Origin of the sequence: Pontibacter lucknowensis, assembly GCF_900156415.1 — a bacterium.
GTDB lineage: Bacteria > Bacteroidota > Bacteroidia > Cytophagales > Hymenobacteraceae > Pontibacter > Pontibacter lucknowensis.
Window position 1 is genome coordinate 130,949 of the sequence record NZ_FTNM01000007.1, and the last position, 14,513, is coordinate 145,461.

A 14,513-nucleotide genomic window follows, 5' to 3' on the forward strand; every position below is an offset into this window, starting at 1 on the left:
AACGTCTGTTGCTTCGGCATTTTTGTTTGCAGGCATTATATGGGGTGTGGCAGGTATAGCAATAGTCTTTTCTCAAAGTAACTTCGCTCGCTATACCTGGCTCACGTAAAAATGCGAGCGACAGGTATAGCAAATTTTCCTAACTTGCCGTAAAGCAGCGAAGACTGTTCCAATAAGTTATACCATCATCAACAACTATAAAACATGAGAAAACAAATTGTTGCAGGAAACTGGAAAATGAACAAGACCTACGAGGAGGCGCTTTCGCTGGTATCAGAGATCGATAACATGGTGAAAGACGAGGTAAACGGCGATGTGACCGTGATCGTGGCGCCGCCTTTCCCGTTCCTGCAGAGTGTGGGCAAGCTGACGCAGGGTAATGACCTGATGCACCTGGCTGCGCAAAACGTGAGCGAGCACGACAGCGGCGCATATACCGGTGAGGTATCGGCAGCCATGCTCAAGTCGGTAGGGGTGCAGTACGTGATCATTGGCCACAGTGAGCGCCGCATGTATCATCACGAAGACGCCCAGGCACTTTACAAAAAACTAAAAGTGGCCATCGCTCAAGGTATAACACCAATCTTCTGCTGCGGTGAGCCACTGGAGGAGCGCGACGCCGACCGCCACTTCGACTATGTGGGTAAGCAGCTACACGATAGCCTTTCTTACCTGAGCAACGAGGAGTTTGATAAAGTGGTAATTGCTTACGAGCCGATCTGGGCTATTGGTACCGGTCGTACGGCCAGCAGCCAGCAGGCGCAGGAAATGCATGCTTACATCCGTGAGCAACTTTCGCGCATGTTCGATGCGGAGGCGGCTTTCAATTGCTCTATCCTGTACGGGGGCAGCTGCAATCCGGGTAATGCCAAAGAACTGTTTTCCCAGCCAGATGTGGACGGCGGCCTGATCGGGGGCGCATCACTTAAGTCAAGAGACTTTACTGATATCATCAGATCGTTCTAATTAATCAGATAACACAGGAAAAAAGGCTGCCCGCTATATAGTTGGCAGCCTTTTTTATTGCAGATATAGTTATATTTGGCTAAATTATCTGTTATGATTCTAATAATATCCTTTTGGCTTTCGCTGCTCCCGTATTTGACAGCGCCACAGCCGGCAGCCGAGCCGTCTGTAAGGGTGGCTGGTAACGACATTTGCCGCATTTATGGCTCTGTATACCTGGAGCGTGACCCGAAGTATAAAAATACAGCCGCTTATACGGTATACCTGGGCGATGAAGAAGCCTTTGCCTCGATGGTGGTATACCGCGAGAGTAACAAACTGTTTGCCGACGGTACAGGCATCTGGCACATTACCAACAAGAAAGCCTTTGCTGACCACGTGCTCTACGTGACTGATAACCGAAATTTTGCTGATTTTACTGTACATTTTACCAACGTGCGCTCTTACGCAGCGTGTCGTCCTTAATTATCACACATGGATTTTATAGAAGTAGCCCTGAAAGTAAGCCCCGATTTTGCCGACATCTTCACCGCCGAAATGGGAGAACTGGGTTTTGATGCCTTCGAAGACACAGCCGAAGGCTTTAATGCTTACATTGACGAAGACAAGTTTGATCAACGCGAATTGGATAACATGCTGGCCCGCTATGCTGGCTACGTCACAGCGGAGTACCAGGTACAGAAAATTGAGCGCCAGAATTGGAACACCGAGTGGGAACGCAATTTCGAGCCGCTCTTCATAGGAGGGCAGGTGTCAGTAAGGGCATCATTCCACGAGAAGCCAGCCGAGGCGAAATATGACATCGTGATCAACCCGAAGATGTCGTTTGGTACAGGCCATCACGAGACGACCACCCTCATGATCGAGAACCAGCTAACACTGGACCACCAGGGCAAACGCGTGCTGGATATGGGCTGTGGCACAGGTATACTGGCGATCATGGCAGGCGAGTTGGGCGCTTCTGAAATCGTTGCCGTAGAAATAGAAGACTGGACCGTTGAGAATGCCCGTGAGAATGCGGAGCTGAACGGTTACGGAAACATTGATGTGCGACTAGGCGGTGCCGAGACCATTGAAGGAGACCAGCCTTATGACATTATTTTGGCCAATATTAACCGCAACGTGCTTCTTGATGACATGCCGGCTTATGTGGCGGTGTTAAAACCAGCAGGTACGCTGCTGCTGAGCGGTTTTTATACCGAAGACCTTCCCGCACTGCAGGAACGTGCCGAGGAACTGGGTTTGACCTATGTGTCCCACCGAACAAAGAACAATTGGGTGTCTGCTATTTTCAAGAACAGCTAATCGAAATCCTTCCGACCTATGAAATATAAACTTCTACCCTTTTTATTTTTTCTGGCTGTGTTCGCAGCACAAGCCCAGACAAAACTGTCTACTGACCCAGGGCAGTATATCACGGATGCTAAAAACATGCTGGTAACCGGGAAGGCCAAAAATGCTGAAACTCTCGGTGCTGCCTTGGAAAGCGTGTGGGGCAACCAGCGACTCTCCGATAAACAGAAGCAACAGGTGATTGACATTTCACAGCTGATGTATCGCAAGAAGATGCGCGTCAATCCGCATTATGAGAACTTCTACGAGATGCTGGTAGGGGCCGTTAACCATCACAACATGCGCGGCGCTCAGATCGACAACATGCTGGAAGTAGTGGCCAAGGCTGTGCAGCAGGACGAAGGTATAGCACTCGATCGCTTCTTTCAGACCAGCAGCAGCTACCTGAGCTCCGGTATACTGTACCAGAACAAGCAGTATACCTTGCGCACCGTAGGCGGCAGCGTAAGCTTTGCCTATGAAGGAAAGGCGGCTCCAAAAGATAAAGAAAAGTCTGCGGAGGTGAGTGACTGGGATAGCTTTTCGTGGGATGATGAGGTAGCTGGCGAAAGCAGCGAGGCCACCGCCGACGACTGGGGTGATGCCTGGGATACGCCTAAGCCCGCAGCCAAAAAAGTAGACCCGAAGGTAGCTGAGAAGAAGCGCCGTGATGACTTTAAAAAAATGTTCATACCTGCCCAGCCGAAGGTAAGCGGACCGGTACTGAAACTGGAGAACGTCAACCTGAGCTTTGCCACTATCCATGACTCCACCGCAATCATGAAAACGAGCGGACACCTGATGCTGGCCAATAACCTGTTTGTAGGGGAAGGCGGGTCATTCTCGTGGGAAGTGGATGGCAAGCCTGTTTCAGCTGCTTTCAAAGCCTTCAATTTTGATATTACAGCAGCCGCTTTTAAAGTGCCTGACGCGACCATTACCTACAATGCGGTGCTGGATGCGCCGATTGAGGGTGTTTTTGAGTTCAGAAGTTCAAAAGCTGGCACTAATGGGGAGAAATCCTACCCACGCTTCGCATCATTCACGAATGATGCGAAAGTGAAAAGCCTGGGCAAGGATATCGTTTATACCGGGGGCTTCACGCTGGCCGGTGACCTGATTGGAAGTAAGCCGCTCGATGGCAGTGTGTCGGCACTGGCCGTGTTGGAAGACGGAAAGAAGAAGTTCCGGTCGATGGCGCACAACTACAACCTGAACGACTCCATCATCTTCGCTAACAGAGCCTATGTGGCCATTTACCAAAATCAACGTCGAGACTCGCTGACGCATCCGGCCATGCAGTTGCGCTACTCCAAGCCAACCCGCGAACTGGTACTTACCCGCGACAAGGGCGTTTATAGCAAGACGCCATTCTACGACAGCTACCACAAGTTTGAGATCACAGCCGAGCGACTTGCCTGGAACCTGGGTACGCCGCACATCAACTTCTCGATCCTGAACACCAAAACCCTGATACCGGTACAGTTAGAGTCGGCACAGTACTTCTCCAACATGCGCTTTCAGCAGCTGGTGGGTGTGGCCAGTTTCCACCCATTGCAGGTGCTGGTATCCTATGCCGCTAAGGCCAAGACCAACGACTTCTATGCTTATGATGTAGCGAAGGCATCGAAACTGAACGAGAAAGCAGTGCAGGAAGCGGCGATCAGCCTGGCCCGGGAAGGTTACCTGACCTACGATGGGCAATCGCACTTTATTTCGCTCAAACCAAAAGCCTGGCACTACGTGGGCTCGGCTCAGAACCTGAGCGACTATGACCACCTGGTGATTAAGTCAGTGGTACCATCCGGCCGCAATGCTACCCTAAACCTGAGCAGTAACCGTCTGACGGTGCGTGGTGTAGAGAAGATGGCATTCAATAACGACTCTTCTACGGTGTATGCAGTGCCTGATAGCAACATTGTGCATTTGCTTGACAACCGCAACATGGAGTTTGGAGGTAAGCTATACGCCGGCCGCCTTAACTTCAGAGGTTCCCAGTTCAAGTTCGATTACAATGAGTTCATGATCGATATGCAGAAACTGGACACGGTAGCCTTTGTAACGAAGAAGCGCCGCACGGTAGGCAAGAAGAAAGAACTGGAGCAGGTGATGACCAGCCGGTCTGGTAACATGTCCGGTAAACTTTACATCAACAAGCCAAACAATAAATCCGGCCGCAAGCACTATCCGGAGTATCCGAAATTCGACTCGCCAATGGGTGGGCAGGTAGCCTTTGCCAGACCAGATGTACTGGGAGGAGCCTATGACAGCACCGTTTATTTCGATATCCCTTCTTATAAACTCGACAGTTTGAGCAAGGGTAAAAGTATGATAGGCTTCAGTGGTACTTTCCATTCCGGAAGTATCTTTCCGCCGATCAAGACCAAGCTGACCATGATGCCGGACGAGACCCTTGGCTTCTACTATCAGCCAGGGCCGAACGGACTGCCTGCTTTTGGCGGTAAAGGTATAGCTTACGACACCATCATGATGAGTTCCGAAGGTATACAGAGTCGGGGCACACTCAAGTACCTGACCTCGACCTTTGAAGCGCCGGAGTATACCTACTACCTCGATAAAGTAGTGACCCAGAAAGGGGCCAGCGCAAAAATGGAAACAGGGGGGGGAGAAGCCAATTTCCCGGTGGCAAGCCTGGGGCACTATGAAATGATCTGGATGCCGAAGCAGGACACCATGTACGTGATGGCCTCTGCCAAAGACCCGATGAAGATCTACAAAGAGGAGTTCAGGTTTACGGGCACGGCTAAACTTTCACCGGGCGGCCTGTACGGTGATGGTGAAATGGACAATACCGATGCCAACATCGTGTCGAAGAAGCTGTCCATCAAAGGACGTAGCCTTTCAGGCAACAATGCACAGATGATAGTGAAGTCGGATGTGGAAGGTAAGCCGGCTATGAAAGCGACAGATATGGCTATCAGCTATGATCTGGATAAACGCTTTGTGGAGTTTGGCAGTGAGCAGAAGGGCGTAGCCAGTATAGAATTCCCGAAAGCGCAGTACAAGACTTCGATGAGCCGCGCTACTTGGGACATGAAACAGCAAAAGGTAAGCCTGGCAGCCGATGGTGCAGGAGGGAAAAATTACTTCTACTCTCAGCATCCGGAGCAGGACGGCCTTTACTTCAGCGCAGCTACAGGTGAGTATGACCTGAAAGTAAACTCCATTCTGGCTGGCGGTGTGCCTTACATACCGGTAGGTGACGTGCACATTATACCTGACAGTGGTAAAGTAGCCGTAGCGGCAGGTGCTACCATTACTACATTGCGCAATGCACGTGTAATGGCCGACTCCCTGCAGCAGTTCCACAAACTGTATTCCGGCAACATCGACGTATTGTCACGTAACGCCTTCAGTGGTACAGCCGTGCATGATTATCAGAATGCCGCTTCCGATTCATTTAAGCTACAGTTTGCAGATTTCGTGTACAAGCAGCACCAACTGAAGAAGAAGGAAAATATCAATACGACCTATGCGCAGGCATTGGTTCGTGATACTGACAACTTCTACATTTTTCCGCATATCCGCTACAGAGGCAACGTGAAGATGTACGCCTACCGTCCGCACATGGACTTTGACGGCGATTTAAAGCTGAACTTCACCGGAAACGAGGAAGATTCAGACTGGTTCCCTTTCAAGCGTGACTCCCTGAACCCTGACAATGTGCGCATCCCGATCATGAAGCAGAAGGCCCCGGACGGCAACCAACTGTACACTGGTCTGCATCTGTCACGTGGTACGTTTAAGCCTTACAATACCTTTGTTTCGAAAAAGCAGTACGACGATGACCTGGACATTTTCACTGTAAGCGGCGACCTGTCATATGATAAGGCAAACAGCGAGTTTAAGATCACTGATGCGGCCCGATCAGCTGCCGGATCTTACGAAGGCAACGAACTCCGTTACAATGAAGGCACTAAAACCGTAGCGTTTGAAGGCAAGCTTAACCTGGTAAACTCATTGAAGGATTTTGGAATAGAGTCGGCAGGTACAGGCATAGCCAAAGCTGACAGCGGCTATTATGCTGTTGATGCGCTGATGGCCTTTGACATGAACATGCACTCGCAGGTGATCAGTGCGCTTGGCAAAAAGTTAAACGAAACTGCTATACGCGGAGGCGGTGACCAGACAAGTACTGAAGAGATGCTTTACAAACTGGGTAACATCATCGGCAACCGCGATGCGCAGCGTTACCGTGAGCAAGGCGGACTGATCACTTTGCCAAAGCTTTCGAACAAGTTGGTACGCAGCATGGTGTTCCACAACGTAGACCTGCGCTGGTCCAACAAGACCAATGCCTGGTACAGCGTAGGAAAACTAGGCCTGTCTAATGTGCTGAAGGAGGAAATAGGGGCTGACATGGACGGCTTTATGGAGATTAAGCAGGACCTTAACGGAGAACCGGTGGTGAACCTATACCTGCAGGCCGATCCATATACCTGGGTATTCATGAGCTATCTGGAAAACGGGCTGGTCATTGTGTCGTCTGACGCTGACCTGAACAAGACCATCCGCTCCAAAGCCAGTGGTGGCCGCAGCCGCAAGTACGGCATGTACATGGGCGAGAACATCGACAAAAACCGTTTTGTGGATCAGTTCAAACACGACTACCTGAACGGTAAAGACGCATTCAAGATGGCAACTCAGGCACCAGTAGCAGAGCAGGGTGGGTTTAATGTTGCCGAAGATGAAGTAGAAGACACCAAAAAGAAAAAGAAGAAGAAAAAAGGAAATGTGGAGGAGGAGGAAGGCTGGCAATAACCGATACCTGCACTCCGGCCGTATAGGGAAAGATAGCTCTCTTTTGGATATTAAATTAACAAGTACCTATATTTGGGTTCTTTTAGATTAAAAAAACACACGTAAACTGCACTTAACTTTGTTAAGTATAGTTAATGCATACAAAAAGCTGACACACGCGTCATGAACATACTTTTAATTGCCGCTTTATTTATAGTAGCATACCTGATCGGATCTATCTCTACCGCCGTTTGGATCGGCAAAGCTTACTACGGAATTGATATTCGCCAGCACGGTAGTGGTAACTCCGGAGCAACAAATACATTCCGGGTGCTGGGCAAAAAGCCGGGCACGATCGTGATGCTGATCGACATCTTTAAGGGATGGGTAGCTACTTCGCTGGCAGCTTTACTGGTGATATTCAACGCAGTGCCCGCCGAAGATCTGATTATCTATCAATTGGCAATGGGCGCACTGGCAGTAGTAGGACATATCTTTCCGGTGTATGAGCGCTTTAAGGGCGGAAAAGGAGTGGCAACTTTGCTAGGTATGATGTTGGCCATACACCTGGAAGTGGCGCTGATGTGCATGGTTATTTTTGTGATTGTACTCTTTACCTCCAGGTATGTATCACTGGGATCTATGATTGCGGCACTGGCATTCCCGATACTGCTGTTGCTGCCACGCTTTCATCCTGATAACCCGATCCTGATCATATTCGGATTTGTGGTATTTGCCGTGGTGGTTTTAACGCACCGTAAGAACATCAATCGCCTGATCAACGGCGAAGAAAGCAAAGCCAACATTAAGTTGGGGCTGCGAAAATAGGTATAGCAGTCCGCAGGGATAAGCATTCTAAAAGCCACTCTTTCCGAAGGGTGGCTTTTTTCGTACCTTTAAGGCAGGACATTTATCTAGACTATGAATCAATATATCACTGACAACAAAGACCGATTTATAAACGAACTGCTGGACATGCTGCGCATACCTTCTGTAAGCGCTGATCCGAAGTTCAAGCAAGATGTACTGCGCACAGCTGATTTTGTAGCCCTAAAGCTGCGCGAAGCTGGTGCTGATAAGGTAGAACTGTGCGAAACCGGCGGTTACCCGATTGTGTATGGCGAGAAAGTAGTAGACCCAAGCCTACCAACGGTGCTGGTATACGGCCACTATGATGTGCAGCCTGCCGACCCTTACGAGCTGTGGCACTCGCCTCCGTTTGAGCCTGTAATCAAGGACGGTAAAATATACGCCCGCGGTGCCTGCGACGACAAAGGTCAGATGTACATGCATGTAAAGGCATTTGAGGTGATGATGCAGAACAACGCCCTGGCCTGTAACGTGAAGTTCATGATCGAGGGTGAAGAAGAAGTGGGTTCTGCCAACCTGGCTACCTTCGTGAAAAACAACAAAGAGAAACTGGCAGCCGATGTGATCCTGATATCTGACACAGGTATGCTGGGCAACGACACGCCTTCTATTACAACTGGTTTGCGCGGCATGAGTTATGTGGAGGTAGAGGTAACTGGTCCGAACCGTGACCTGCACTCCGGCTTGTATGGCGGTGCGGTGGCGAACCCGATCAATATCCTGTGCCAGATGATCGCGTCGATGCACGATGAGAATAATCACATCACCATACCTGGCTTCTATGACAATGTGGAGGAACTGAGCCAGGAGGAACGTGCCGAGATGGCCCGTGCTCCTTTTAGTCTCGATAAGTATAAGCAGGCGCTTGATCTGCCGGATGTGCATGGTGAGGAAGGCTATACCACCATGGAGCGCAACTCCATCCGTCCAACACTGGATGTAAATGGCATCTGGGGCGGCTACACCGGGGAAGGTGCTAAAACGGTTATACCTTCACAGGCCTTTGCCAAAATTTCGATGCGCCTGGTGCCGAACCAAACGTCTGAAGAAATCACAGAGAAATTCAAAAAGCACTTTGAAAGCATTGCTCCTAAAAGTGTGAAAGTGATAGTTCGTCCGCACCACGGTGGTGAGCCAGTGGTGACGCCTACCGACTCGGTGGCTTACCAGGCAGCTGCTCGAGCTTACGAAGAAACCTTTGGAGTGAAGCCGGTGCCAGTACGCAGCGGTGGTTCCATTCCGATTGTGGCTATGTTCAAGTCTGAGCTTGGCCTGGATTCGGTTCTGATGGGGTTTGGTCTGGATACGGATGCGATTCACTCACCAAACGAGCACTTCGGGGTATTCAACTTTATGAAAGGCATAGAGACGATCCCGCAGTTCTATAAATACTATGCAGAGATGAGCAAGTAAGCATCTTCGCTAAATAAGAACAGCCCTGCTACTTAACTGAAGTAGCAGGGCTGCTTTGTTTTTAGGTATTGAGGTATAGCAAACCGACCTTACCAGTTGCCTGGCCGGCGTGAAGGCACCAAAAAGCCAATAGAGAGTTGCCACACAAGGTTGCGCTGGCTCAGGTCTGCTTTAGGAAATGGCCGCAGACTGGCTGTGTGGCGGACATTCAGGAAAAAACCACTCTCGAGCATCAAGCCGCCGCCTATAGCATAGCCGGCATCAAAGCTGTTAAAGCCATCACGGCTGAAATCTTCGCGCCCGAATACTACAGGAGGATCAATGGAAGGGTCGGTGCTGACAATGTTGACCTTGTTGCCGACGTTGAGCAGGTAGCCCATGTAAGGACCGGCTTCTACGAACAAAGCTGCTTTCTGCAACTTGATCATAAGTGGAAGCTCTATATAATCGAGCCGGAGGTCGCCGGTGAGGGCAGTCTCAGCAGCTGTGTTTAAGGTATAGTTGTCGTAGGTAAAGCCCTTGCGACTGAAGTGCAGTTCGGGTTGTACTGATAAGCGGGAGGCAAACTCGTAGGCGAACACAAAAGCGCCATGTATACCAGCCAGATGGTTGATTTGGTCGGAAGGGGCATCGGAGCCAACTGCTTTAGAGAAGCCGCCTCCAGCCTTTACGCCGTAGCGGTAATACTGAGCCTGCACCGAAAGCGATGTTACTAGAAACAGGCCTGTCAGGAGTATGATCTTTTTCATAGTTTCGGGTATAGTAAAAAATTAGGTATAGAGCTGTTGTTAATAGTACTCCTGAGGGCGGCATTTAGTTAAGCCATAAGTATAGTAGGTATAGCCGGAAACAAAGAAAGCCGCCAGGTGCTCAGCACCCGGCGGCTTTCTTATTGGGAAAGATGGTTAGCGATTAGTTGGAAGTGCAAAGCCTACTGTTACCATAAAGGTAGAGTGGCGGGCATTGGTCAGGTCGCCGTCAAAGTTAACATCTTCCTTCACGAAGTCGCTGAAGGCACCGTTGTAGCGCACGCCGAAGCTGATAGCATTGTTAGCAGAAGTGAAACCTATACCGGCTGCGTAGCCTACTTCAAACTCAGAAAGTCCTTCTTTGCTTTTCTCGTCCCGGTTAGTAGACTGCAGCGTACCGTTTATGTACGTTCTGGTTTCATTGTTCACGCTCAGCAGGTATGAAGCCTGCGGACCTGCTTCGAAGTATAGCGGGCCAGCCTTAATTCTGGCTAACACAGGAACATCCAGATAGTTGTAGTTTACCTTGCCTTCGCGTCTTCTGGTTTGACCGAGAAGGCTGAACTCAGAATCCTCATTCTTAAAGCCCTTCACAGAGTATAGCAACTCAGGCTGTATCGAGAAAAAGTTGTCGACAATGCCGAAGTTGGCCATGATACCTGCATGAAATCCGACTTTGTTGTTGAAGCGGTCTTCGTCACGCAGGTCGCCTGACAGGTTAGAGACATTCGCACCGCCTCGTATACCGAAGCTTGCGTTTTGTGCCTGGGCACTAAATGCAGTAGCTACTGCAAACACGAACATGAATAATAGCTTTTTCATAATTTGGAATTGGTTATTTTGGTATAATCTGAGCAATATACGTGCAGAACAATATTATTATTGAGCAAGTGGAGGGGGTATTTTTGAGTAGAATGTCTCATCTATTTGAAAACCAGCTTAATAATTTTTTAGTTATTGCACTCTTTTTCACTGCTTCTGCTTTCTCTTTCATTAGAACAGTTGCACTACACTCTAGTACAGCCGATCAGTCGGTTTGTTCCAAGATCTTGGTGAGAGTAGTGAATCTGTGAGTAGAGAGGAGGTGAAGCCGATATATAGCAGGAGGTACGCGGATGCCTCCTATAGAAGAAGCCCCGACGAAAACCGGGGCTTCAGTAATATAGTTTTATTTTGTACTAATAGCGCTTTTATCTGCCGCCAAACAGGTAGCCGAGCGTCAGCATGAATACGTCATTACGATAGTTGCCTATGTTTGTGTTGTCATAAAGCTTAGAAATATCGCCATTGTAACGAACGCCAATGCTTAAGCCTAGCGGAGTAGCCTGCAAACCAACACCGGCAGCATATCCAAAACTAGTACGTTTGTAGTCATCTAAGTCTTCGGTAATAGTCGTGTTATTCAAATCCACTTCACCGCCTATCCTGAACGACACCTGCGGACCAGCTTCAAAGTAAAGCGGACCTGCATTTACACGGCCTAGCACCGGCACATCCAGGTAGTTGATTTTCCACTTCACATCATCCGCACTGGTTTCGGCACCCTTCATGGAATAAAGCACCTCTGGCTGTATTGAGAAAAAGTTGTCAACCGATACCGGGAAGTTAGCGGTCAGACCGGCATGGCCACCCCAGATGCGGTCAAGGTTATCGGCATCAGATCCGCCAAAGCCAGCATAATTCACACCCGCCCTGATACCTAGTCGTGGGCCCTGTGCATGTGCCGCAACCACTGTGGTCATGGCTAAAACGAGCATTAAAATTCTTTTCTTCATAGTAGTAAATGGTTAGTAGGTTAAGTGTATTACAGTCAGGTGTTGTCTTCTTCGGTTTATGTTCCTGACGTCCCATATTACGCAGCCTCCCAAGAAAAGTCTAAAAAAGTTTTAGATTTCGCGTGGTATGCAGTGCAATTAAAAAAGTAAATTAAAAAGGTATTAAAAAGAAAAGTTCAACACCTTTTTAGGATGCTGAACTTTGTAAGTATTTAATATATAGATAGTTGAGTTTTGGGGTGCGTTAGCCTGCCCAACCGTCTCTGTCTAAGCTGCGGTACTGAATAGCTTCTGCTAAATGTTCAATTTTAATTTCTTCACTATCAGCCAGATCGGCGATGGTCCGACTCACTTTCAGGATGCGGTCGTAGGCGCGGGCCGAAAGTCCAAGACGTTCCATAGCGGTCTTTAGTAGCGTGCGTCCGGCGTCAGATATCTGACAGATCTCTTTCACCATTTGTGAAGGCATCATGGCGTTGGAGTGCATGTAGTCAAATTCATTGAAGCGCTCCCGCTGAATCTCTCTCGCACGAACTACCCGCTGTCGTATAGTCTCGCTGTCTTCCGACTTCCGGGTCGCAGTCATTTCATCAAAAGTCACAGGAGTTACCTCTACATGCAGGTCAATACGGTCGAGCAGTGGGCCGCTCACCTTGTTGAGATAGCGCTGCACCAGGCCTGGGGCGCAGACGCACTCTTTCTCGGGGTGGTTGTAAAATCCGCAGGGGCAGGGGTTCATGCTGGCAATGAGCATAAAGTTGGCCGGAAAATCGAGAGTGGTTTTGGCTCTGGATATTGTTACACGGCGCTCTTCGAGCGGCTGCCGCATCACCTCCAGGGCAGTACGCTTAAACTCTGGCAGCTCGTCGAGGAAAAGTACCCCGTTGTGAGCCAGGGAAATCTCACCGGGCTGAGGTATACCGCCGCCCCCCACCAGGGCTACATCGGATATGGTATGGTGTGGTGCCCGATACGGGCGTGTAGAAAGCAGGGAAGAAACTTCTCCCAACTTGCCTGCCACCGAATGTATTTTTGTTGTTTCGAGTGCCTCGTGCATCGACAGCGGTGGAAGGATAGAAGGCAGCCGCTTGGCCAGCATGGTTTTACCCGCTCCCGGAGGGCCGATCATAATGACATTGTGACCACCGGCGGCGGCGATCTCCAGCGCCCGCTTGATGTTCTCCTGCCCCTGCACATCCGAAAAATCGGCCGCGTACTGGTTAGCCGAATTCTGAAAAACATCGCGGGTATCTACTTTTACTGGTTGGATGTCTAACTCATCATTCAGGAAGTCGATTGCCTCTTTGATATTCTCAACTCCGATCACATCCAGGTTATTCACAATCGCCGCTTCGCGGGCATTGCGGGCAGGCAGTATGATGCCTTTGAACCCTTCTTTGCGGGCTTGGATGGCAATAGGCAGTACACCTTTGATCGGACGGAGCGAACCGTCGAGTGACAATTCCCCCATGATCATGTATTGTGAAAGCTTATCAGCGGCCAGCTGTCCACCGGCAGCCAGCATACCCATCGCGATGGTGAGGTCATAGGCAGCACCTTCTTTCCGGATGTCGGCAGGTGCCATGTTAATGATGGTTTTCTGGCGTTTGAGCTTGTAGCCGTACTGAGCCAATGCTGATTCGATACGCTGTTCGCCTTCTTTAATGGCATTGTCGGGTAGGCCCACCAGGAAGTACTTTGCGCCGGCACTCACGCTCACTTCCACGGTTACGGTATAGGCGTTCACGCCTTGTACGGCGCTGCCAAACGTCTTGATAAGCATAGGGGTTAGATGTTGATCTATAAATGCGATTTTGATAATTCAGATTCGCAACATTGGCCACTGCCAATTGATTCCGAGTCGATGGGGTAAAAATACAAAATGTAGTTTTACTGTTATCTGCAAACAGCAATCAACCGGCTATCAGATTGTATGAAACGCAAGTATAGCGCTCTTACTTTGGAGCATGCTTTATAAAGAGGGTACAAAACAAAGGGCACGTAGTTTCAGGTATAGCTATACCTGAAACTACGTGCCCTGCGATGTCTTATACCTGTTACTATTTAAGCACAGATTCTCTTTTCAATGAGAAGAATGAGAATATGAATGACTTTGATATGAATCTCTTGCACACGGTCGGCATAGCCCTGGTGTGGGACGCGCACTTCCACGTCGCAAAGGGCGGCTAGTTTGCCCCCGTCTTTGCCAGTAAGACCAACTACAGTCATGCCTTTAGCCTTGGCGGCTGCGGCGGCTTTCAGCACATTGGAAGAGTTACCACTGGTGCTGATGGCGAGCAACACATCGCCGTTGTTACCTAAAGCTTCGATGTAGCGGGAAAAAACATGATCGTACCCATAGTCATTGCCCACGCAGCTCATATGACTCACGTCGGAGATAGAAATGGCAGGTATAGCCTGTCGGTTATTGCGGTAGCGTCCTGTCAGTTCTTCTGCAAAGTGCATGGCATCGCACATGGAGCCACCGTTGCCGCACGAAAGGATCTTACCACCTGCTGCTACAGCATCAGCCATGGCATTGGCCGCTTTTTCGATGGCGGCAATATTATTAGGGTCTGCAACAAAGTTGTTGAGCGTCTGTTGTGCTTCCTGCAGCTCCTGAAGTATGATCTGGGTCATGTATTAT

The 14,513-nt window shown here is 49.5% G+C and carries 11 protein-coding genes; 6 read left to right on the top strand and 5 right to left on the bottom strand.

From position 1 onward, the window contains the following. Positions 1-204 precede the first annotated feature (204 nt). The 6 genes from tpiA to BW972_RS19190 all read left to right on the top strand — a co-directional run bounded on the left by tpiA (position 205) and on the right by BW972_RS19190 (position 9,342). On the top strand, positions 205-966 hold the full coding sequence (gene tpiA / locus BW972_RS19165; protein WP_007655598.1) for a triose-phosphate isomerase: 762 nt from the start codon (positions 205-207) through the stop codon (positions 964-966). A gap of 93 nt (positions 967-1,059) precedes the next feature. Beyond that, positions 1,060-1,431 carry a 7(1) septoil knot domain-containing protein gene (locus tag BW972_RS19170; RefSeq protein ID WP_040574044.1) on the top strand — a complete coding sequence of 124 codons (372 nt, stop codon included), beginning with the start codon at positions 1,060-1,062 and terminating at the stop codon, positions 1,429-1,431. A 9-nt stretch (positions 1,432-1,440) separates the two neighbouring features. Beyond that, a complete protein-coding gene (gene prmA, locus BW972_RS19175; protein WP_007655600.1) occupies positions 1,441-2,271 on the top strand; it encodes a 50S ribosomal protein L11 methyltransferase in 831 nt (276 codons plus the stop codon). An 18-nt stretch (positions 2,272-2,289) separates the two neighbouring features. Next, the gene (locus tag BW972_RS19180) at positions 2,290-7,080 is read left to right on the top strand and encodes a hypothetical protein (protein WP_076423300.1); all 4,791 of its coding nucleotides are present in this window, start codon (positions 2,290-2,292) and stop codon (positions 7,078-7,080) included. Between the two features lie 162 nt (positions 7,081-7,242). Then, complete coding sequence (plsY, locus tag BW972_RS19185; protein WP_007655617.1) at positions 7,243-7,887, top strand: glycerol-3-phosphate 1-O-acyltransferase PlsY; 645 nt, start codon at positions 7,243-7,245, stop codon at positions 7,885-7,887. A 93-nt stretch (positions 7,888-7,980) separates the two neighbouring features. After that, positions 7,981-9,342, top strand: coding sequence for a dipeptidase (locus BW972_RS19190; protein ID WP_007655631.1), 1,362 nt, complete (start codon positions 7,981-7,983; stop codon positions 9,340-9,342). A gap of 89 nt (positions 9,343-9,431) precedes the next feature. On the opposite strand, the gene BW972_RS19195 is transcribed toward BW972_RS19190, so the two are convergent. The 5 genes from BW972_RS19195 to lpcA form a co-directional block, all read right to left on the bottom strand. Further along, positions 9,432-10,091, bottom strand: coding sequence for a porin family protein (locus BW972_RS19195; protein WP_076423301.1), 660 nt, complete (start codon positions 10,089-10,091; stop codon positions 9,432-9,434). A gap of 156 nt (positions 10,092-10,247) precedes the next feature. Then, positions 10,248-10,913 (bottom strand): porin family protein, encoded by a 666-nt coding sequence (locus tag BW972_RS19200; protein WP_234986457.1) that lies wholly within the window; start codon positions 10,911-10,913, stop codon positions 10,248-10,250. 368 nt (positions 10,914-11,281) lie between these two features. Then, entirely contained in the window at positions 11,282-11,866 is a 585-nt protein-coding gene (locus BW972_RS19205) for a porin family protein (RefSeq protein ID WP_234986458.1), read from the bottom strand. A 244-nt stretch (positions 11,867-12,110) separates the two neighbouring features. Further along, on the bottom strand, positions 12,111-13,649 hold the full coding sequence (locus BW972_RS19210; protein WP_076423303.1) for a YifB family Mg chelatase-like AAA ATPase: 1,539 nt from the start codon (positions 13,647-13,649) through the stop codon (positions 12,111-12,113). Between the two features lie 281 nt (positions 13,650-13,930). Continuing rightward, positions 13,931-14,506 (bottom strand): D-sedoheptulose 7-phosphate isomerase, encoded by a 576-nt coding sequence (gene lpcA / locus BW972_RS19215; RefSeq protein ID WP_076423304.1) that lies wholly within the window; start codon positions 14,504-14,506, stop codon positions 13,931-13,933. Between the last annotated feature and the right edge of the window lie 7 nt (positions 14,507-14,513).